The sequence below is a fragment of the Vibrio neptunius genome (assembly GCF_000967495.1).
Lineage (GTDB): Bacteria > Pseudomonadota > Gammaproteobacteria > Enterobacterales > Vibrionaceae > Vibrio > Vibrio neptunius.
Genome location: NZ_JXXU01000039.1, coordinates 57,683 through 78,552, shown reverse-complemented (window position 1 = coordinate 78,552; position 20,870 = coordinate 57,683). Strand labels below are relative to the sequence as shown.

The 20,870-nt window shown below is 45.1% G+C and carries 17 protein-coding genes; 11 read left to right on the top strand and 6 right to left on the bottom strand.

The features are described 5' to 3' along the window. Positions 1 to 108: 108 nt before the first annotated feature. The 6 genes from TW84_RS13065 to TW84_RS13040 all read right to left on the bottom strand — a co-directional run bounded on the left by TW84_RS13065 (position 109) and on the right by TW84_RS13040 (position 8,780). A complete protein-coding gene (locus TW84_RS13065) occupies positions 109 to 1,986 on the bottom strand; it encodes a propionyl-CoA synthetase (protein ID WP_045976078.1) in 1,878 nt (625 codons plus the stop codon). A gap of 57 nt (positions 1,987 to 2,043) precedes the next feature. Then, entirely contained in the window at positions 2,044 to 3,234 is a 1,191-nt protein-coding gene (gene prpF / locus TW84_RS13060) for a 2-methylaconitate cis-trans isomerase PrpF (protein ID WP_045976077.1), read from the bottom strand. 9 nt (positions 3,235 to 3,243) lie between these two features. Next, the gene (gene acnD / locus TW84_RS13055; protein ID WP_045976076.1) at positions 3,244 to 5,835 is read right to left on the bottom strand and encodes a Fe/S-dependent 2-methylisocitrate dehydratase AcnD; all 2,592 of its coding nucleotides are present in this window, start codon (positions 5,833 to 5,835) and stop codon (positions 3,244 to 3,246) included. Positions 5,836 to 5,915: 80 nt separating this feature from the next. Then, the gene (gene prpC / locus TW84_RS13050; RefSeq protein ID WP_045976075.1) at positions 5,916 to 7,043 is read right to left on the bottom strand and encodes a bifunctional 2-methylcitrate synthase/citrate synthase; all 1,128 of its coding nucleotides are present in this window, start codon (positions 7,041 to 7,043) and stop codon (positions 5,916 to 5,918) included. A 123-nt stretch (positions 7,044 to 7,166) separates the two neighbouring features. Next, positions 7,167 to 8,063 (bottom strand): methylisocitrate lyase, encoded by an 897-nt coding sequence (gene prpB, locus TW84_RS13045; RefSeq protein WP_045976074.1) that lies wholly within the window; start codon positions 8,061 to 8,063, stop codon positions 7,167 to 7,169. Positions 8,064 to 8,075: 12 nt separating this feature from the next. Beyond that, positions 8,076 to 8,780, bottom strand: a complete 705-nt coding sequence (locus TW84_RS13040) for a GntR family transcriptional regulator (protein ID WP_021458177.1) — start codon at positions 8,778 to 8,780, stop codon at positions 8,076 to 8,078. Between the two features lie 281 nt (positions 8,781 to 9,061). On the opposite strand from TW84_RS13040, the gene TW84_RS13035 reads away from it, so the two are divergent. The 11 genes from TW84_RS13035 (at position 9,062) to tssF (ending at position 20,861) form a co-directional block, all read left to right on the top strand. Beyond that, entirely contained in the window at positions 9,062 to 9,859 is a 798-nt protein-coding gene (locus TW84_RS13035; protein ID WP_045976073.1) for a hypothetical protein, read from the top strand. 191 nt (positions 9,860 to 10,050) lie between these two features. Continuing rightward, on the top strand, positions 10,051 to 12,033 hold the full coding sequence (locus TW84_RS13030) for a type VI secretion system Vgr family protein (RefSeq protein ID WP_045976072.1): 1,983 nt from the start codon (positions 10,051 to 10,053) through the stop codon (positions 12,031 to 12,033). Positions 12,034 to 12,037: 4 nt separating this feature from the next. Then, positions 12,038 to 12,607, top strand: a complete 570-nt coding sequence (locus TW84_RS13025; protein ID WP_045976071.1) for a DUF6931 family protein — start codon at positions 12,038 to 12,040, stop codon at positions 12,605 to 12,607. Continuing rightward, positions 12,604 to 12,906 carry a PAAR domain-containing protein gene (locus tag TW84_RS13020; RefSeq protein ID WP_045976070.1) on the top strand — a complete coding sequence of 101 codons (303 nt, stop codon included), beginning with the start codon at positions 12,604 to 12,606 and terminating at the stop codon, positions 12,904 to 12,906. Before TW84_RS13025 ends, TW84_RS13020 begins: the two co-directional genes overlap by 4 nt. Before the next feature lie 396 nt (positions 12,907 to 13,302). Next, on the top strand, positions 13,303 to 14,679 hold the full coding sequence (locus tag TW84_RS13015; protein ID WP_045976069.1) for a type VI secretion system protein TssA: 1,377 nt from the start codon (positions 13,303 to 13,305) through the stop codon (positions 14,677 to 14,679). A gap of 34 nt (positions 14,680 to 14,713) precedes the next feature. After that, on the top strand, positions 14,714 to 15,235 hold the full coding sequence (locus TW84_RS13010; RefSeq protein ID WP_045976068.1) for a type VI secretion system tube protein Hcp: 522 nt from the start codon (positions 14,714 to 14,716) through the stop codon (positions 15,233 to 15,235). Between the two features lie 19 nt (positions 15,236 to 15,254). Further along, entirely contained in the window at positions 15,255 to 15,761 is a 507-nt protein-coding gene (tssB, locus tag TW84_RS13005) for a type VI secretion system contractile sheath small subunit (RefSeq protein ID WP_045976067.1), read from the top strand. Beyond that, complete coding sequence (gene tssC, locus TW84_RS13000) at positions 15,761 to 17,239, top strand: type VI secretion system contractile sheath large subunit (protein WP_045976066.1); 1,479 nt, start codon at positions 15,761 to 15,763, stop codon at positions 17,237 to 17,239. The genes tssB and tssC overlap by 1 nt, the downstream gene beginning before the upstream one ends. 61 nt (positions 17,240 to 17,300) lie before the next feature. Next, positions 17,301 to 18,695 carry a type VI secretion system contractile sheath domain-containing protein gene (locus TW84_RS12995; RefSeq protein WP_045976065.1) on the top strand — a complete coding sequence of 465 codons (1,395 nt, stop codon included), beginning with the start codon at positions 17,301 to 17,303 and terminating at the stop codon, positions 18,693 to 18,695. After that, positions 18,695 to 19,117, top strand: coding sequence for a type VI secretion system baseplate subunit TssE (gene tssE, locus TW84_RS12990; protein WP_045976064.1), 423 nt, complete (start codon positions 18,695 to 18,697; stop codon positions 19,115 to 19,117). The genes TW84_RS12995 and tssE overlap by 1 nt, the downstream gene beginning before the upstream one ends. Further along, positions 19,110 to 20,861 carry a type VI secretion system baseplate subunit TssF gene (gene tssF, locus TW84_RS12985; RefSeq protein WP_045976063.1) on the top strand — a complete coding sequence of 584 codons (1,752 nt, stop codon included), beginning with the start codon at positions 19,110 to 19,112 and terminating at the stop codon, positions 20,859 to 20,861. Before tssE ends, tssF begins: the two co-directional genes overlap by 8 nt. Positions 20,862 to 20,870 lie beyond the last annotated feature (9 nt).

Here is a 20,870-nt window from a genome sequence, read left to right as displayed (position 1 = left end):
ATTTTCGCGCCACAAATAAAGCGACAGTGTGAGTCGAACATAAAAAATTATCAACTAAAAAGCCCCTTTCAAAAGGGGCGATTTAATAATTATGGAACGCCATCTCAACTATGAGTCGAGCGCTTTCTGAATTTCTTCTAAGCTTGAGGGGTCATCAATGGTGGAAGGAATGGTATAGTTTTCGCCGTCGGCGATTTGTCGAATCGTCTTACGTAGGATTTTACCGGAACGAGTTTTTGGTAAACGTTCAACAACCAGTGCGTGTTTAAAGCAAGCGACGGCACCGATTTCATCTCGTACCTTACCCACAAGTTCACCTTCAAGCTGCAAGTCATCGACTTTGACACCGTCCTTTAGCACCACAAACCCTAATGGTAACTGCCCTTTTAAGTCATCATGCACACCAACAACCGCACATTCCGCGATAGCAGGATGACCGCCAACAATTTCTTCCATTTCACCGGTCGACAATCGATGTCCGGCAACATTGATCACATCATCGATACGGCCCATGATAAACAGGTAACCTTCATCATCAAGATAACCACCATCACCAGACACATAATACCCAGAAAACTGACTTAAATACCCCGATTCGAAGCGGTCATGGTTGCGCCAGACTGTAGGTAAACAACCTGGTGGCAGCGGTCGTTTCAGAGCAACAAAGCCTTGTTTGTTCGGTGCAACCGACTCTCCCAACTCATCAAGAATCTCCACTTGATAACCGGGAATGGGTTTCGTCGCCGAACCTGCTCTCACTGGCAATAGCTCAAGACCTGTCGGATTGCCTGCAATAGGCCAGCCAGTCTCCGTTTGCCACCAATGATCAATCACAGTTTTTTGTGTTTTGGTTTCGACCCACTCTAGCGTTGGCGGATCCAAGCGCTCACCCGCCATAAAGAGCGCTTTTAAACTCGAAAGATCAAATTGCTTGATAAACTTCCCATCGGGGTCTTCTTTCTTTATTGCGCGAAAAGCCGTTGGCGCAGAGAAAAGCACATCGACTTTGTACTCTTCACATACTCGCCAAAAGGCGCCTGGGTTGGGTGTCCTAACAGGCTTTCCTTCAAACAAAATTGTTGTGCAACCATGAATGAGCGGCGCATAGACAATATAGGAATGCCCTACTACCCAGCCCACATCAGAAGCCGCCCAATAAACACCATCCTGAGGAACATCATAAATGGCACTCATTGAGTACTTCATCGCGACAGCGTGGCCTCCGTTGTCACGCACTACTCCTTTCGGTTTTCCGGTTGTTCCTGAGGTGTAAAGAATGTAGAGGGGGTCAGTAGCCAGAACTGGTACGCACGCATGAGGTAAAGCGTTGTTGCAAGCCTTTATCCAATCTACGTCTCGCGCCTGATTTAAATCTGCTTTACATTGTGAGCGTTGTAAAACCAAAACCTTTTCTGGTTTCCAACGGCTATCCATTACGGCTTTATCAACCATAGGTTTATATGGAATCACTTTATTAATCTCGATACCACAAGACGCTGTCATAATAACTTTTGGCTCAGCGTCTTCTATTCGTACTGCAAGCTCATTGGGAGCAAAGCCTCCGAATACAACAGAGTGAATAGCCCCTAATCGTGCACATGCCAACATCGCCATTGCAGCTTCTGGAATCATTGGCATGTAAATAACAACCCGATCACCTTTTTCAACCCCTTGTTCCGCTAGCATCCCAGCGATCTTAGCGACCTGATCCCTGAGTTCTTTGTATGTGTACTTTTGCTTGTTATTGGTGACAGGAGAGTCATAGATCAGAGCTGTGGTCTCCCCTCTTCCTTGTTCACAATGGTAATCAAGTGCAAGCCAACAAGTGTTAAGCACACCATCAGGGAACCAACGCTCAATACCGTTCTCATCCATTTGCAAAATGGTCTTAGGTTGCTCAAACCAGTCCAATTGCTCAGCTTGCGCTTTCCAAAACTGCTGTGGGTTTTTCTGTGCCCAAAGGTATTCTTTCTGATATGCAGACATAATGCTTCCTCCAGTATGTCCTGACATTACTTACATCGGGTTTGTTACCGACGAGTTTTATTCTTCAAAGACATTGGAGGGAACACGCACAAAGCCCTCCATCAAAATACGAGCGCTTCGGCTCATTGCGGCTTTTTCTACCACCCAGCCTTGGTTTGAATGAGCAGCCCGCGCGCCTACTTTTAGCGTTCCTGACGGATGCCCAAAGGTCACTGAATGTTTCTCCCCGCCTCCAGCAGCCAAGTTGACCAGTGTCCCTGGCACACATGAAGCTGAAGCAATAGCGACTGCAGCTGTACCCATCATTGCATGATGCAACTGGCCCATAGATAAAGCTCTCACCAGCAGTTCTACGTCATTTTCATCAATCTGTTTTCCGCTTGAGGCTTGATAGCTCTTCGCTTTGCTAACAAAAGCCACCTTAGGAGTGTGTTGGCGAGACTCCGCTTCTTCGACCTTATCGATAAGCCCCATTTTTAGTGCGCCGTAAGCTCGGACCTTTTCAAATCGTGCTAATGCCAACTCATCACTATTGATATCTTGTTGAAGCTCAGTACCAGAGTATCCAAGGGCATCGGCATCAATAAAAATGGTTGGGATACCAGCATTAATCAAAGTAGCGTTAAATGTACCAACCTCAGGTACTTCAAGATCATCGACTAAATTTCCCGTTGGGAACATACTTCCATCACCCGCAGCAGGGTGCATGAAATCCACTTGAATTTCAGCCGCAGGAAAAGTCACTCCGTCTAGCTCAAAGTCTCCAGTTTCCTGAACAAGTCCATTACGGATAGGCACGTGGATGACGATCGTTTTTCGGATATTGGCCTGCCACACTCTCACAGCAACCACACCATTTTCCGGTATACGCTCTGCAGGAATTAACCCAGCATGAATTGCAAACGGGCCAACCGCAGCCGATAGGTTTCCGCAATTTCCACTCCAATCAACAAAAGGCTTATCAATGGAGACTTGCCCAAATAGGTAATCCACATCGTGCTCTGGTTGGTTACTCGGCGAAACAATGACGGTTTTGCTTGTACTCGAAGTTGCCCCTCCCATACCATCGATTTGTTTAGCATAGGGATCTGGGCTACCAATAACTCTAAGCAGCAACGCATCTCGAGCCTTTCCCGGTTTTTGTGCCTCTTCAGGTAAATCAGAAAGATTAAAGAAAACACCTTTACTCGTACCTCCTCGCATATAGGTCGCGGCGACTTTTATCTGACTCGGTCTAATGTCATTCATAATCACTCCTTACTGAGCCAGAAAGTCTTGGGCGAAACGTTGTAATACACCGCCTGCATTGTAAACCGATACTTCATCGGCGGTATCGAGTCGGCACGTGACCGGTACGTCCAGCTTTTCACCGTTTTGGCGTGTGACTACTAAAGCTAGGTCCGTACCCGGCGTAATCTCACCAATCACATCATAAAGCTCGGTGCCATCAAGCATTAATGACTGACGGTTGACACCTTCTTTAAATTGCAAAGGAAGTACGCCCATCCCGACCAGATTGGTTCGATGGATACGCTCAAAACCTTCGGCAACGATAGCTTCGACGCCTGCCAAGCGAACGCCTTTTGCCGCCCAATCACGAGATGAACCCTGACCATAATCTGCTCCTGCAACGACAATGAGGGGCTGTTTTCGGTTCATATAGGTTTCGATAGCTTCCCACATACGCGTGACTTTTCCGTCAGGCTCAATTCGAGCCAGAGAACCTTGAACAACTTCGCCTTCGTCTCTAACCATTTCGTTAAATAACTTAGGATTTGCAAAGGTCGCACGCTGCGCTGTAAGGTGGTCTCCACGGTGAGTTGCGTAGGAGTTGAAGTCTTCTTCAGGAACTCCCATTTTCGCTAAATACTCACCTGCAGCACTGGACGCAAGAATGGCGTTAGAGGGAGACAAATGGTCGGTTGTAATGTTGTCACCCAATATTGCTAGCGGTCTCATTGAAGACAGTGTTCGCTCGCCCGCCAATGCGCCTTCCCAATAAGGAGGTCTGCGAATGTATGTACTTTGCGGCCGCCAATCGTATAAAGGATTACTGCTGCTTTGTTCATCATCGAGTTTAAACATCTGAATATAAACTTGATTAAACTGCTCAGGTCTGACGTACTTACCCACTACCGCGTCAATTTCTTCGTCAGTTGGCCAAAGGTCATTAAGGTAAATAGGCTTGCCCTTAAAGTCTGTACCCAACGCATCTCGCTCGATATCGAAGCGAATCGTTCCTGCCAACGCATAAGCGACAACCAAAGGCGGTGACGCTAAAAATGCTTGTTTCGCGTAAGGATGGATACGCCCGTCGAAGTTGCGGTTACCAGAAAGTACCGCCGTCGAATACAAATCTCGTTCAATGATTTCTTGCTGAATCTCTGGGTCTAACGCACCACTCATCCCGTTACATGTCGTGCATGCATACGCGACGATACCAAAGCCGAGTTTTTCCATCTCTTCAAGCAAACCTGCTTCTTCAAGATACAACTTCGCGACTTTTGAACCCGGAGCGAAAGACGACTTCACCCATGGCTTACGTACAAGGCCCAATTGGTTGGCTTTCTTGGCAACTAAACCTGCGGCGACAACGTTTCTTGGGTTACTGGTGTTAGTACAGGAGGTGATCGCTGCAATAATTACCGCACCATCGGGCAATTGACCTTCACTCTCTTGCCACTGGCCTGCAATACCTTGTGAAGCTAGCTCTGACGTTGGTAATCGGCGATGTGGATTCGAAGGGCCGGCCATATTGCGTGTCACCGCAGACAAATCAAATTCGAGCACTCGTTCGTATTGCGCTGAATCTAAGTCATCAGCCCAAAGGCCTGTTTGCTTGGCGTAGTTCTCAACCAGTTCAACTTGTTGGTCATCTCGCCCCGTCAATTTTAGGTAGGTAAGCGTTTGTTCATCAATATAGAACATGCCTGCTGTTGCACCGTATTCAGGCGTCATGTTTGAGATGGTTGCGCGGTCACCAATTGTCAGGTTACTGGCACCTTCACCGAAGAACTCAAGGTACGCTGAGATAACGCGCTCATTGCGTAAGAACTCAGTGATAGCCAGAACGATATCCGTTGCCGTAATACCAGGTTGGCGTTTGCCCGTGAGCTTAACACCCACAATATCTGGTAGGCGCATCATTGATGGTCGACCTAACATTACTGTTTCCGCTTCAAGCCCACCCACACCAATAGCAATAACACCTAACGCGTCCACATGCGGGGTATGACTGTCAGTTCCGACACAGGTGTCCGGATAAGCAATACCTTGTTTGGCTTGCACCACAGGTGACATTTTTTCCAGATTAATCTGATGCATAATGCCATTACCGGCAGGAATAACGCTGACGTTTTCGAAGGCCGTTTTACACCACTCTATAAAGTGAAAACGGTCTTCGTTGCGACGCTCTTCGATCGCACGGTTTTTCTCGAACGCATAGGATTCAAAACCCGCGTGCTCTACCGCCAGAGAGTGGTCGACGATCAGCTGGGTCTCCACCACGGGGTTCACTTTAGCAGGGTCTCCTCCTTGATCTGCAATTGCATCACGTAAACCAGCTAAATCAACCAAAGCCGTTTGTCCCAAAATATCGTGACACACCACGCGTGCTGGATACCAAGGAAAATCTAAATCACGCTTGCGATCAATCAGTTGTTTAAGAGAGGCCGTGAGAGACTCCGGCTCACACCTTCGAACTAATTGCTCGGCAAGAACACGCGATGTGTAAGGGAGAGTCTCATAAGCTCTTGGCGTAATATCATTGACTGCTTCTCGGGCATCGAAAAAATCAAGATCAGATCCCGGAAGCGGCTTACGATATTTTGAATTCACTGTACTACTCATATCATTGCTTCCATTCAGATAATATTCGGGTATCCGAGCCTCCTTACTAGCTGGTAAGGAGACTCATGGGTAACTGGGTGTTACCTCTTTTCGATAGGAACCCAATCCTGATGTTCAGGACCTGTGTAATCCGCACTTGGGCGAATAATGCGGTTGTTGGCACGCTGCTCATAAACGTGTGCAGCCCAGCCAGTCAATCGGCTCATGACGAAGATAGGTGTAAACAACTTGGTTGGAATGTCCATAAAGTGGTACGCCGAAGCGTGGAAGAAATCTGCATTACAGAACAGCCCCTTTTCACGTTTCATCACCGATTCGACTCGCTCAGAGACCGCATAAAGGTGTGTATCACCCACTTTATCTGAGAGCTCTTTCGACCAACGTTTGATTAATGCATTTCGAGGGTCACTTTCACGATAGATAGCATGACCAAAGCCCATGATTTTATCTTTATTGGCTAGCATCTGCATGATGTTGGTTTCTGCCTCATCAGGCGTATGCCAGTTTTCGATCATTTCCATCGCAGCTTCGTTTGCCCCACCATGGAGCGGACCACGCAGAGTACCAATTGCAGCCGTAATACAAGAATGGATATCCGACAACGTCGAGGCACAAACACGAGCCGCAAACGTCGACGCATTAAACTCGTGCTCCGCATAGAGAATCAGCGAGCAATGCATGACCTGCTTATGCAGTTCATTCGGATCTTTGTCTGTGAGCATTTTAAGAAAATAGCCACCAATACAATCTTGAGACTGATCTTCGGTATCAATTCGAACGCCATCATGACTGAAGCGGTACCAGTAACAAATGATGGCTGGGAATAGCGCCAGCATTCGTTCCGTCGCATCATGTTGCTCAGAAAAGTCCATTTCCTGTTCAAGGTTGCCCAGAACCGAGCAACCTGTTCGCATCACATCCATTGGGTGAGCGCTTGCTGGAACCAGTTCCAAAGCTTGCTTCAGCTCAGCAGGTAAGCCGCGTAAACCAATCAGGCGCGTTTTGTATTCATCCAGCTCCTGCTGCGTCGGTAAGTGACCACGCAACAGTAGATGAGCTACTTCTTCAAACTGCGCATTATTGGCTAGATCAGTGATATCGTAACCTCGATACGTCAGACCGGTACCTGTTTTACCGACGGTGCATAATGCAGTGCTACCGGCGCTTTGACCTCGTAGGCCTGCACCACCTATCTCTTTAGTTGGCATGTTGAACTCCTTTTCTGTCCGCTCTGCCCTCTGAATGGAGCATTTTTCTGTTCGGACAAGTTTCACGTTATTGAATTAAAAGTTTTCCGATACTTTTCTTGGGCTTCCGTTTGTTTCCGTTGGCTATTTTCCTTCTGAAAACAGCTGATCTAATTTATCTTCGTAATCGTGGTACTTGAGGTGCGCATAGAGCTCTTTACGCGTCTGCATCGAATCAAGCAGTGCTTCTTGATTTCCCTCTTTCAACAGGTGGGCATAAACCATTTCTGCGGCTTTATTCATTGCTCTGAAAGCACTTAGTGGATACAGCACCATATCAACATTTGATTTGGCTAACTCTTCACCACCGTACAATGGCGTTTGGCCAAATTCGGTAATGTTCGCCAATATAGGCACGTGTTTTCCGGTCGCTTGCTTTAGCGCTTCAGAGAACTGTGAATACTGATCTAATTTGTTCATTGCTTCTGGGAAGACCATGTCCGCGCCGGCTTCAACGCAGGCAATCGCTCGTTCAATGGCGCTATCCATTCCTTCAACTGCGAGCGCATCAGTACGAGCCATGATGACGAAACTCTCGTCATTGCGCGCATCTACAGCAGCTTTAATGCGATCAACCATTTCCTGTTGACTTACAATGGCTTTGTTTGGTCTGTGACCACAACGCTTTTGGGCCACCTGATCTTCCATATGAACAGCGGCAGCACCGGCTTTTTCCATCGCTTTAATCGTGCGACCAATATTAAATGCGCCACCAAACCCAGTGTCGATATCCACCAATAAAGGCAAATCACACGCGTTAGTAATGCGGTCAACATCGACCAAGACGTCATTGAGGGTCGTAATTCCTAAATCAGGGAGACCATAAGATGCGTTGGCAATGCCGCCACCTGATAAATAGATAGCTTGGTGGCCTATGTTTTTCGCCATCATGGCGCAGTATGGGTTAATCGTACCGACAATCTGCAAAGGATCATTTTGCTCTACGGCGGCTCTGAATTTCGCCCCTGGAGATAAACTCATGACAGTTTCCTTCTAGTCATTTTCAGCAAGTAAAATTTGTTGCTCTATTAACCGTCTGCTGCCTGAGATATGTCGTCTCATCAACATTTCGGCCAGCTCTTCATCACGATTACGAATCGCCTGAAGGATAAATTTGTGTTCGTTCAGCGCTTCTTTTGGTCTGGATTGAGCCCGCGGCGATTGGTATCGATACATACGCAGCAAGTGATACAGCTCATCACATAAGAGCGCGATCAACTTACTATTGCGACTCGCCTGAATAATGCGATAGTGAAAATCAAAGTCGCCTTCCTGATGAAAGTAAGAAGCGCCTGCAACTTCATCGATGTGCTTTGAGTGCTTGGCAAGCAATAGCTCCAAACTCAACAACTCTTCCTGAGAGATATAACGTGCTGCCAAGCGCGCAGCCATACCCTCTAAAGCCTCTCTAACCGCGTAGATTTCAACCAGCTTTTCAGGGGAGAAAGCAATCACTCGTGCTCCGACATGAGGAATGCGCTCAATCAACCCCAGCCCTTCAAGTCGCATGATGGCTTCTCGCAGTGGGCCTCGGCTTACCTCAAATCGTTTAGCCAACTCAGGCTCAGAGATCTTACTTCCGGGTTCTAAACTACCTTCTACAATTGCTTCAATCAGAATTTCGGTCAGGCTTTCTGATTTGGTGTTTTCTTTCTCTGTTGCTCTACTTTTCATACGAGTCGTGAGTTCATCATTCATACGTTTGCTCGCTTACCTTCTCAACCCAATGTGTCAACAGTTCTTATACGATACCTATAAAATAGCCGATCAAATTGTCGACAATCAAGAAAATTGTCGACAATTTAGACTAAGGTATAAGCTAATCCGTTATGGATATCTGGCTTTAAGGAAACAAAGTACGCGATTCTCATTGCTGTTTGTGAGCTCTATCGGCAAGAACAACACAAGAACAATGACTTAACTCTTACTTATCATTAGTATCGGTACTGTCGAAGTAACCACGGATATCTATGATAAGAATGCAGACTCTAATTGGTAAGATATCAATCGCTGCCGCTCTAGGCTTAGGCCTGACAGCGTGCTCAATGTTCTCAGAACCTAAGCGAGAACCCTATTACCCTCCACTTAGAGATACCGTCTATTCTGACGAAGACATTACGGTTATCGAATCAAACAATGTTCTTAAAGCCGCCATTAAGTCCAATCAATATGTCAACGTTGCCAACTACGATAATGTCAACGGCACTGCAGATAAAGTGTTTGCGGAAATATTAAATAGTTCTGCAGTAACACTGAAAGACATTCAAAATGAACAGTTTCATCAAGGCCTAGAGACCATCATCAAACAGTTCACTTGCGAGCTATATGCCAGCAAACAGCCTGCAGATTCAGTTCAGCTTTGTCCACTATCTTCTAAGATTGTCGACAATAATTTAAATTACCTTCCGTTTGAGGATGGATTGCGCTTTACTCAAAGACTGAGTACAACACTGTATGACAATGAGGATAGGCTCCAGATCGAGCTGTTTCTCAAAAGTACTCACGAGCGCTCACTCGATACTCTTTGGGGAGCAGTACATGAACTGGGGCATTTCAACAACAGCACCCTCTCGCCAGACAGCCTAGTCCTGACTGTGAATATGAAGGTATATAAGAAGTCGGACTCAAACTTACGTTGGATGTACCTTCACCCAGAGCCTTTAGTCTTCTTTGTGGTACTACCACCTGTGGACTTGATCATAAGCCGCCCAAATGAGGTAGAGAGTATGAATTTCTCCTATCGAAGCGCGAAACTGCTCGTTGTCGATAGCCGTTAAAAGAATGTTGGATTCTGAGAGCGGCTCACACATTCAGTTATTATGGGGCTAAACAGCCCGAATAATCAGTGGTAAGATTTATTTACGATAAGTTTACTGCTACTTTTTATAAATCCAACAAATTATACCTAGCGTATCAGTATAATTTTTAAGGTCTTTTTCGATCAGACTAATTATTTCAAGGATATTATATGGCTGATAAGTATTCAGCGTCGGCTAACTTAATTTCGGCAAAGGACTATAAGAATCAAGAGCATACAGTTAGCGAATTTACTGTAACTCAGGCTTTGTCCACTCCTTTTGAGATTACCGCCGTACTCGTCTCCTCTAGTTTCAGTGTTAAAGACCAACTTGGTCAGCTGTTGACGATAAATCGATATTCCAATGAGTCTGGCAGCAACAAGTTGCAACGCTCTTTTAATGGAGTTATTGCTCGCATCGAACAAATGGGGCTGGACGCTAATCTGCAATTCATGCAGTACCGAATCACGCTTCGACCATGGTTCTGGCTTCTCACCCACACACATTCTTTCCGTGTTTATCAAACTCAAACGACGAAAGACATCATCAGCGATATCTTCGATAACGCGGGTTTTAAAGGTAAATACAAGCTCTCTAGTTTACCTTCAACAAAAAGAGAATATTGCCTTCAATACAACGAGTCGGACTTCGATTTTGTAACACGTTTGCTCGCAGAAGAAGGCCTACATTACTATTTCACACATGAATCCGGTGATCACACTATGGTCATCCAAGATGCACAATCACCTTTCGACAAGGCTGATGTAGCAAAATTTGATATGCAGGAAACCCCTTCAGGAAGCTTGCCTCTGATTAAAACCTGGTCACCAGTTATGTCTTTTCACGGTGCTAGTGTAGAACTAACGGCATACGACTACTCACAGTCTAAATTAGTCACCAGCAAAGCAAAAACCAGCAGCAATACAATCGCAAATAATACGAAGCTGGCATCTGTCCACTATCCTGATTTAGGCATAAGTGGAGATATGACCGACTTATCTAGCAACTTGGCAAAAAGACGGATTGAGCAAATAGAGCAGGATTATCAATCTGTTATTGCTCAGGCCGAACATGATATGTTCGAGGTCGCCACTTGGTTTTCTCTGTCAAGCCACCTCGACAAATCACAACTTGGTGATTTTTCCGTAGTCAGCACATCAACGCATTATTCCGATGATGTTCGATGTGCTACAGAAATAAAACTAATACCCAAAGCAACACCAACATACCCAACGCCGCGTTCAAAACAAGTAGTGAATGGGTTGCAAAGTGCTACAGTTGCAGGCTCAACAGCAGGTGAAATCAACCAAGATGATCAAGGCAGAGTCCGTATTCAATTTCATTGGGATACTGAAGCCAGCGGCGATAAAACCAGTTGTTACGTGCGCGTCGCTCAAATGATGGCAGGTAGCGGCTATGGGACGCAGTTTATTCCGCGAGTAGGTCAGGAAGTACTGGTTTCCTTTATTGACGGCGATCCTGATCAGCCAATCATTACGGGCAGTGTGTATAACAGTAAAAACGCACCGCCCTATAAAGAAGCGAATACCACTAAAACTGGGATTAAGACGAAACTGACAGGCCAAACAAACGAGCTCTACTTTGACGACAAAAAAGACAATGAACTGGTTTATCTTCACGCCGCAAAAGACATCACACAAGAAGTCGAAAACAACCATACTGAAACCGTCAAAGGTGAACTCAGTCAATCAGTCACCAAAGCCATGACTATTGCCACTGAAGACAATTATACACTGAATGTCACTAAGGCGATGAGCGGCTCTGCGAAATCAATTACGCTGGAAGCAGATGACTCCATCGATCTCAAAGTTGGCTCAAGTAAGATTTCTATTTCCTCATCCTCAATATCTATCGAGGCCACTAATATTGATGTAAAAGCAAGCAGTGCGCTAAACCTAGAGGGAACGAATGTTACCAGCAAAGCCACCTCTGCGAATAAAGTTTCAGGAACAACAACAGCACTTGAAGCCACAAGTTCAAACAGTATTAAAGGACTGAGCATTGAAATCAAAGCCAGCACTACTCTCAGTGCTGAAGGTTCTCTCAGTGCCGAATTTAAGTCGGGGCTTAAAGGCACATTCGACGGTGGTGTATTAGGTGAACTCAAAGGCGCTATTGTGAAGGTTAATTAAATCTATGTATAAAAAAATCCCTTACCAGAGCAGTGCTCAAATATTACCAAGATTTCAAGCGTCAGACGAAGCCATGCAAATTATTGGCGATGAGTTACCCATCGACCAAGTCATAAGCAAGCTTCAGCAAGCAAAGTTGTACAACGACCTAGTGCAATTTCTGGCTCATGCTCTACCCGTTCGCGAGAGTATCTGGTGGGCATTGTGCTGTGTATCATCAAGAAATGATATTTGGAATGACACACAAAAGATGTCTCTTGACACGGTTAAACAATGGGCTCAGTCACCGTCGGAGGAACTTCGCAGACGAGCAGAGCTATTGGCGAATCGCCTTGAACTTAACTGTGGGCCATCATGGCTAACCCAAGCGGTGTTTTGGAACGGTTCTGGAAGCATAGTTGCGCCAGATCTACCAGTTGTGTTACCAGACCCTTTTCTTTACGCGAAAGCTGTCAGCGGTGCCATTAATCACGCGGCTTCGTTACCACAATGGGATAAATCCGAGCAATATTACGAAAAGGCAGTTCAAACTGCTCTCGACATTGCTTCAGGAGGCAACGGAGGTATTCAATGACACTACCCGCAGCAAGATTGACAGATATGCATGTCTGCCCGATGCAAACTCCAGCGGTTCCACCAATACCCCATGTTGGTGGGCCTATCACAGGGCCAGGAGCTCCAACAGTTTTGGTCGGGAGCCTGCCTGCAGCCACACTGGGAGATATATGTGTTTGTGTTGGCCCTCCTGATTCCATTATCAAAGGAAGTGCTACCGTTATGATAAACAGCAAGCCTGCAGCACGAATGGGAGACACGACCTCACACGGCGGAAGTATCGTATTAGGTATGCCTACCGTTTTAATCGGTGGATAGAATCAATTCTAGCTGCTTGTTACAAAACGACAGCCTTTTCGAACTTTGTGACTATCATTGACCAGTGTAAACACCTAATTTTGCCAGAAAATCACAACGCTGCATTTACAGAACGACACCCCTTAAAGACAATAAACTTCGACAAACCGCCTTAAGAGTACAAAAAATAGACACTTTTGGTTTTTGCAAACCATATAAAAAACAAGGTATTGATAAAAAATATACGTCATCCGGCCAATTTTCTAGAAGGGGATCACTTTTCAAGGTAAATAATAAAATTGGACGAGCCTTTTTCAAAAATAAGCCTAGACTATGGGAAATACGGTTTTATTAACTAATAATAAGTAAGCACACATTTTATAAACTTTCTTGTGAACTACTAATAACGGACGCTGTATGGTTGATATTGAAGCACTATTGAAACCTATATCTGAAGAACAACCGTCAGGAACATACCTGAAGCTAGATCGTAGTGCCTACCGTACGTTGAGAAACCACTACAACACTGCACAATCGTCATTCCGCCAGTTAATTGAAACCCCAGACGCTTCAAGTGATGAAGCGCTTATCGAAGCGAATCAGAGCAACTGGGACCTGTTGCGTACATCGACGTTTGACGCTCTGACTACGCAAACTAAAGATATTGAGTTTTTAGGTTGGTATATTGCTAGCCAGCTTTTTACTCCTGCACCTTATGACAACCTCGCTAGCTCAACGAAAGCACTAGTCGGGTTTGTTGAATCGTTTTGGCCAACGCTAAACCCTCATCCTCCAATTGAGAAGTTAAAAAGTAGTGACGAATCAGGTCAGGCTAAAGAACTCGTTGAGTTTCGAACAAAACCGCTTCTTCAGCTTGTTGGTGAAAGCCAAGATTCGACAGCACTTTACATGCCATTGCAAATGATCAGTCTTATTGATGAACTCTCTTTTGGTGATTTCCTACGTGCAGAAAGAGCAGGAAAGATTGCAGAGCTAAAAGATAGAGCACAAACCCTTTTCTCTAACGATGTGCTAAGTACACTAAATGGCCTGTCAGAAAGCTATCAAAATTTTGATGCGGCAGAAAAACTGATTGCAAAAGAATGTCAAACGCTAGGGGTTGCTCAAGTAAGCTTCAAATTTGTCAAAGCTAACATTGCCGACCTAATCAATGCGATACAGTTTTTAGTCGGCGACAAGTTTGCCCGATGGCCGCTAGATGATGAGTTCAAGCCTATTGTCGATGAACCGACACCAGCGGCTAGTCAAGAATCACAACCCGCTCCTGCTAACGAAACACCACAAACAGGTGTCGAACATTCAGGTCTGGTTGCCCCACAGCCTGTGGCTCAAAGTCCAAGTCAACCTCAGTCTGTAAGCTCGGTAGTCACTCATCGAGATCAAGCTTTCCACGAGCTGCGTAAGATCTCTGAATTTTTTCAAAAAACAGAACCTCATAGTCCTATTCCATTTTTGCTTGAGAGGGCAATTCGATGGGGCTATATGAGCTTGCCTGAACTACTGAATGAGATGACAGGCGGTAACTCCGGCGTCATCACTCATATTAATCAAGTTTCTGGCATGGATAACTTAGCGCAAGCAGATCTAAGTAACAAACCAGCCACTTCAACACAAACAGTTTCATCCGTACCTGGGCTATCACAGACAGGTGCTCATGTTCCGTCTCCGCAGACTTCAGCTCCTTCAGAGCCAGTCACAACGAGCGAACAAACTACTCAAACTCAAGCGAACACTACTCAACCTGAAAGTGGTATTAGTAGCTTCGAGTGGTAAAAACACTAAATGCTAATTAGCGAAGGAGATCAACATGGCTTCTATTTTCATGAGAATTGATGGCACTACACCTAAAGGTGCAGCAACTGTAGAAAAGATCGGTGGTAAAGATGGCTTCTTTGCTATTGACACCGTAACTTGGAACGCAGTTCGTGGTGTAGGTATTGATGTAGGTAACGCAAACAACGCTGACCAAGGTATGGTTGCGCTAGGTGAAATCAATATTACGCGTGGGTGTGACGGTGCAACCCCTTACCTAACGACCTTCTTGTACGCTCCGGGCGGCGAGGGTAAAACTGTTGAGATTGTAATGACTAAACCAAACCGTGAAGGTTCAGGTGCAGATCCTTACCTAATCGTTACTCTAAAAGCGGCTCGTATGTCTAGCTACAACATGGCTGGTTCTGACGGTACTCTTCCAAACGAATCATTCTCTCTAACTTACACTGAAATCTCGAAAGCTTACTACATCGAGGGTGAAGGCGGTAAGATCGAGAAAGGCCCAGAAGTAGGGTTCGACGCAACAACTGCAAAAGTGACATCGACAGCTAAATAATTAGCCAAGGAGAACCATTGTGGCACTAAACTCCCAACACAAACGTGTAAGTAAAAACCGCGTAAGTATTACTTACGATGTGGAAACTAATGGCGCGGTAGAAACCAAAGAACTCCCATTTGTGGTTGGGGTGATTGGTGACTACTCTGGTCATAAGCAAGACAAGGAAGACGTTGAAGATCGTACATTCTACAACGTTGACAAAGACAACTTTGACTCCGTGATGAAACGCGTCGGACCAGAGTTGTCTTTGAAAGTCGATAACGTACTTGCAGACGATGATAGTCAGTTTGAAGCAAATTTGACGTTCAATTCAATGAAAGACTTTGAACCTGAAGCCATCGTCGAGCAAGTTGAACCTCTTAAAAAGCTTGTTGAAACGCGTAACCAACTCAAAGTCCTACTTTCAAAAGCAGACCGTTCTCGTGATCTTGAGAAACTGCTGAAAGAAGTTCTACAGAGCGCAGATACTATCAACGCACTGTCAGAAGAGCTTGGTGTCAATAAGGAAGAAGGAGGCGAATAATGAGTACAGAAGCTGAAAATCAAACGCAAACCGAAGCAGCAGAAGGTTCGCTGAGTTTTCTAGACCGAGCAATCGAAGCGACTACTCAAACACCTGCTGATACAACAAAAGAGTTGTTTTCTGTTCTTGCGGAACAAGCGCTTTCAGGAACGGTAACGTGGGATAAAAACGTTACTAAAACAATCGAAAATGCAATTTCTGAAATTGACAAGAAGCTTTCTAAGCAGCTGTCAGAAGTCATGCAACAAAAAGAGCTTCAAAAACTCGAGGGCTCTTGGCGTGGGCTGCAGAAATTGGTTAAAGAGAGCGAACTAGGACGTGATCTAAAGATCAAAATGGTCGACTTCTCCCAAGAAGAGCTTCTAGACCAGTTTGAGGATGCTCCAGCAATCGACCGTAGCCCACTATTTAACGCTGTGTACCAGGGTGAATTCGGTACGGCCGGTGGTGAGCCTTATGGAACATTCATTGGTGATTACGAGTTTAGCGCTAAAGACGAAGATGTTGCCCTACTTCGCTATATGGGTGAAGTTGCAGCAGCATGTCATGCTCCATTTGTTGCAGCTGCAAATGCACAAATGTTTGAGTTTAATGACTTCACCACGTTCGACGAGGGCAAACCTGTAGCAGCTGGTTTTGATTCACCAGCATATGCCGCTTGGAATGCATTCCGTGAAAGTGATGACGCGCGCTATGTGACGCTGACTCTGCCACGAACGCTCGCGCGCCTACCATATGGTGCTAAAGGCCTTGGAACTGAGCTATTCGATTATGAAGAGCTTGGTACGGATATGGATGGTAATCCAAATCCAGAAAATAACGACCAACTTGTGTGGTCTAATGCAGCCTATGATCTGGGTCTCAAAATGACTCAGGCGTATACTGCTTCTGGCTGGTGTACTTCTATCCGTGGTCTTGATAACGGTGGTAAGGTTGAAAACCTACCTAATCTGACATACAAAACGGAAGCTGGCGACTTAGTTCAACAGTGTCCAACAGAAGTAAACCTCACAGATGAGCGAGAAAAAGAGCTTAGTGACCTTGGGTTCTTGCCTTTAGTTCATTACAAAAACTCGAACTACGGCGTGTTTATTGGTGGTCAAACGACTCAAAAACCAAAAACGTTCACTGACCCAGATGCAACCGCTAACGCAGCTATCTCCGCTCGCCTTCCATACATCATGGCAAGTAGCCGCATCGCGCACTACTTGAAAGTAATGGGGCGTGACAAACTGGGTTCGAACCTTGAAGCACCTGACATCCAGCGTGAACTTCAGTTATGGATCGACCAATACACTAACGCTGGTGCCATTGGTAACGAGCAACGTGCTAAGACACCACTTTGTGAGTCTCGAATTGAAGTAGTCGAGCAACCAGGTCGTCCAGGCTCCTACTCAGCTGTGGCACATCTACGTCCATGGCTACAACTTGAAGAATTAACAACCTCTGTACGTATGGTTGCTAAGATCCCAGGTTAATCAAATTTAAGGCCGGAGCAATCCGGCCTTCCTTTCTTCCTGTCTACAATCTAAGGACATTATGACATTGAATTTCAGCGCAGATTGGCAGCAGAAGCTTGCCTCTTTAGACAATAAAAAAAGCGACTTTCTTAGAGACGCGCTCTTTTTACTGTCTGAAGTTAACCCTGACGCATTAGCTAATAAACCGTCACTCGTTAACTTCGTGTCACGTCTTATTTCCTTCTTAGATGGAGCTTTGTCAAAGCAACTTGACAAAATCCTCCATGAGCCTGATTTTGAACACCTACACAGTAGCTGGCTGGGATTACAAGGCCTTGCAACCTTGCCAATCAATAAGCAGCGTACCAAGCTCAAGCTTCTTGATATGGATTGGGATGAAGTGTCAACCGACATCAACCAAGCTTACAATGTCAAAGCTTCCAGCCTATTCAACAAAATAGGTAACAAGGAGTTAAATACGCTGGGGGGTAGTCCATTTGGTTGTATTGTGTACACGCATCCAATCTCTATCGATATGGACTTCGATGCGGACTATGACGACCTTTTTACCGTCGAGCTATTGAGTAAACTCGGCGAATCAACCCTTTGCCCAATGCTTTTCTCACCCGATGAGAAATTCTTTGTTGATCCCGGAGCTGATTGGCTTTCAGATATCAATAGAATCGAAAAAATCATCACCGGCCCAGACTACGGCGCTTGGCAGTCCTTACGCACTAAATCAAGCTCAAGGTTTGTAGGTTTTATTATGCCTTCAATACGAATGAGACAATGCTATAGCAATACCAAGGCAGGCTTCATCTACAACGAAGTCGGAACTGGGCTTTGGGGCAGCGCGACCTTTGCGTTTGCCGCTACCATCATGCGCGAATATCACCGCGTAAATTGGTTTGGTTTTCTCAAATCGCGTTGGAATGACAAATCTCAAGGTGCCATTGTAAACATCGACAAACATAACTGCCTATTTTTGCGCGAACCTCAGACCAGTGTGGTCCTTTTTGGGCAGATATCGACGTTTTATGCACAAAATGGATTTGTACCCTTGACCAAAAGTCCACTCAGCGACAAATACTTTTTCAATGGAAACAACTCAATCTGGCAAAGCGGCTCTTCTGACAACGAGAAAATCTTAACTCAAATTCAGACTAGTCTGATGTCTTGTCGCATTGCCCACTATTTAAAGGTTCAGGTCCGCGAGATGCTTGGCAGTTTTAACACTGCGGCAGAATGTGAGTTGTTTTTAACCCAATGGATTGAAAAGTTTGCTAGTAATGTGACTTATGCGAACGAAGAAACGCTCGCTAAATACCCATTAAGCTTCGCTAAAATCAGCGTTTCAGAATCTGAAAATCAACCTGGTAGCTTTGTATGTACATTGAGGATTGTCCCACAATATCAATATGATCACTTCACTGGCGAGGTCATTTTAACCACAGAACTGGATGAGGCGGCCTAATGGGATTTTGGAAAACGTTTATAGAGCCGAATAGCTCAAGCCAAAGCGAAGAGATTGATGATATCAAATATCACCTAACTAAACTTCTCGAGTCAGAATCATCCCTAGTGGATATTGATGATCGATTCACAGAGCTACAGCGTTCTAATTTGCGCTTTGGCATAGAAGATGTTCAACTCTTGAGTGCCAGCTTAGATCAGACCCAACTAGCATTGCGTCTAGAGAGTTATATCAAGCACTTTGAGCCCCGCCTTACTCAGGTAATGGTTGAGTTACTTGAACGTAAGGAAAATGAGAACGCACTGGTTTTCAATATAATCGCTAGAGCAAGAACCTCCAAAGGAGAGCAAGAACTGATATTCGACTCTAAGATTTCACTCAACGATTTAACCACGGTAATGACGGAGGATAGTTATGACTGATCCTTTGATGCGTTACTTTGAACAAGAGCTGACTTTTGTAAGGCGTGCCCTAGGACAATTTGGTCAGCAACACTCAGAGCATGCAGAACGCCTCAATATTCATCAAGGCCAGATCGAAGACCCCAGCCTCGCTCGTTTGCTCGACGGCGTTGCGTTACTCAACGCCACTGTAGAAAAGCAGCTTTCCGAGCAACTCCCTGAAGTTGTACAAGGTCTACTCGGTGTGCTCTACCCTAGTTACATTCAAACTATTCCTAGTGCCGCCTACCTACAGTTGTCTCATGAGGAAGATGTTTCAGAGTCTGTTCTGATTCCGAAAGGTTCGCACTTTACCTCAGAAGCTAAGGGGAAACTTTGCCAGTTTACCACCGTTGATGATTTAAAGACGGCGCCATTCTCCTTAACGGATACAGCAGCAGCCAGTGCACCATTCAAGTTTAATCGTCCAGCTGGCACTGAGCAGTCTACTGCTGTTATTCAACTTTCGTTGTCAACAGGCGATCCCGACACCTATTTTTCACAACTGAGTCATCAAGATTTAGATCTCTTTGTGCAAGGTTTTGAGAACAACGCAGACTCACTGGTTGAATTACTGTTAGGTCAAACTAAGGCGGTATCCATCTCTGATAGCGAATGCAAAAAACACGTTGTTTTACCAGCAGAAAAGCTAAAGAGCCGTATCAGCGATCTCAACTTTTTGTTTTTGCCACAAAAGGGCAATCAGTTTTCAGGTTTTCAACTCATCAGCGAGTTTTTCTTTTACAAAGAGAAGCGCCAGTTTTTTCGCTTAAAGGATTTTGGGCAAGCCATTAAGCAATTCGACTGCGCTGACATCAAGCTCAACTTGTTTATGAATTCGATACCAACCGAGTTCATGCGTTTATTTGACAATCAAGTGTTTAAACTCGACATCATTCCTGCAGTCAACCTGTTTGAGCAAACGGGCGAGCCGACGAATTATGACCAGAGATGCTTAAGTATTCCTGTTAACGCCGATGCACACAGCGAAAGTGATATTGAAGTTGTTGAAGTCAAAGAAGTATTCGAGATTACTCCTCAAGGGGAGAAACCGTTAATTCCTTTGTTTAGAGATAGCTATAAGTCAAACCCAAATGCAGATTATTGGCAAAGCTCTCGAGATATTAATGGTCAGTTTAAACTTGCCATCAGTTTAAGACCTAATCACGACCTTGAGTTCAATAAACTCTATGGAACACATCTTCTGTGTACCAATGGAAAACAGGCATGTGGTATTAGCGGCGACATGGAATGCCTTGAAAGCATCGATTTGCCAGGTTCTTTTAAGGCTATTTACCCACCGACTGCACCTATTGAACGAGAACAGAACCTGAATTTGCACTGGCAATTTGTTGGCTTACTGAATGGTAATTTTTCGTCCCTTCTCCACTCAGATAACCCAACAGAAAAGCTCAAGCAGATGCTTCAACTATGCAGTCGTGAGCAAGTATCAGCAGAAGAAATTCAGACAATCCATAGCGTCTCAATTAAATCTCAGGTTTCAGCTTTACGTATAATGGGTAAGAACGTCTTCTCTCCTGGCACTGAAATAGAGTTGACACTCGATACTCAGAGTGGGTTCCTTGTATTTAGTGATGTTCTCAATCGCTTCTTCCAACAGTTTTGTAGCTTCGACCGTTATATCCAGCTGTCTATCCGAATCTATGGAAGAGATGGGGTTGCCAAGCGCTACCCTAAAATTCATGGGAGCCAACTAGCAATGTGATTGTTGGTT

Bases quoted from the DNA above. Each gene is read 5' to 3' on its own strand.
- acnD (WP_045976076.1), bottom strand. From the start codon at position 5,835: ATGAGTAGTACAGTGAATTCAAAATATCGTAAGCCGCTTCCGGGATCT.
- TW84_RS13020 (WP_045976070.1), top strand. From the start codon at position 12,604: ATGACACTACCCGCAGCAAGATTGACAGATATGCATGTCTGCCCGATG.
- tssE (WP_045976064.1), top strand. From the start codon at position 18,695: ATGGGATTTTGGAAAACGTTTATAGAGCCGAATAGCTCAAGCCAAAGC.
- prpF (WP_045976077.1), bottom strand. From the start codon at position 3,234: ATGAATGACATTAGACCGAGTCAGATAAAAGTCGCCGCGACCTATATG.
- TW84_RS13030 (WP_045976072.1), top strand. From the start codon at position 10,051: ATGGCTGATAAGTATTCAGCGTCGGCTAACTTAATTTCGGCAAAGGAC.
- prpB (WP_045976074.1), bottom strand. From the start codon at position 8,063: ATGAGTTTATCTCCAGGGGCGAAATTCAGAGCCGCCGTAGAGCAAAAT.
- TW84_RS13065 (WP_045976078.1), bottom strand. From the start codon at position 1,986: ATGTCTGCATATCAGAAAGAATACCTTTGGGCACAGAAAAACCCACAG.
- prpC (WP_045976075.1), bottom strand. From the start codon at position 7,043: ATGCCAACTAAAGAGATAGGTGGTGCAGGCCTACGAGGTCAAAGCGCC.
- TW84_RS13010 (WP_045976068.1), top strand. From the start codon at position 14,714: ATGGCTTCTATTTTCATGAGAATTGATGGCACTACACCTAAAGGTGCA.
- tssF (WP_045976063.1), top strand. From the start codon at position 19,110: ATGACTGATCCTTTGATGCGTTACTTTGAACAAGAGCTGACTTTTGTA.
- TW84_RS13040 (WP_021458177.1), bottom strand. From the start codon at position 8,780: ATGAATGATGAACTCACGACTCGTATGAAAAGTAGAGCAACAGAGAAA.
- TW84_RS13015 (WP_045976069.1), top strand. From the start codon at position 13,303: ATGGTTGATATTGAAGCACTATTGAAACCTATATCTGAAGAACAACCG.
- TW84_RS13035 (WP_045976073.1), top strand. From the start codon at position 9,062: ATGCAGACTCTAATTGGTAAGATATCAATCGCTGCCGCTCTAGGCTTA.
- tssC (WP_045976066.1), top strand. From the start codon at position 15,761: ATGAGTACAGAAGCTGAAAATCAAACGCAAACCGAAGCAGCAGAAGGT.
- TW84_RS13025 (WP_045976071.1), top strand. From the start codon at position 12,038: ATGTATAAAAAAATCCCTTACCAGAGCAGTGCTCAAATATTACCAAGA.
- TW84_RS12995 (WP_045976065.1), top strand. From the start codon at position 17,301: ATGACATTGAATTTCAGCGCAGATTGGCAGCAGAAGCTTGCCTCTTTA.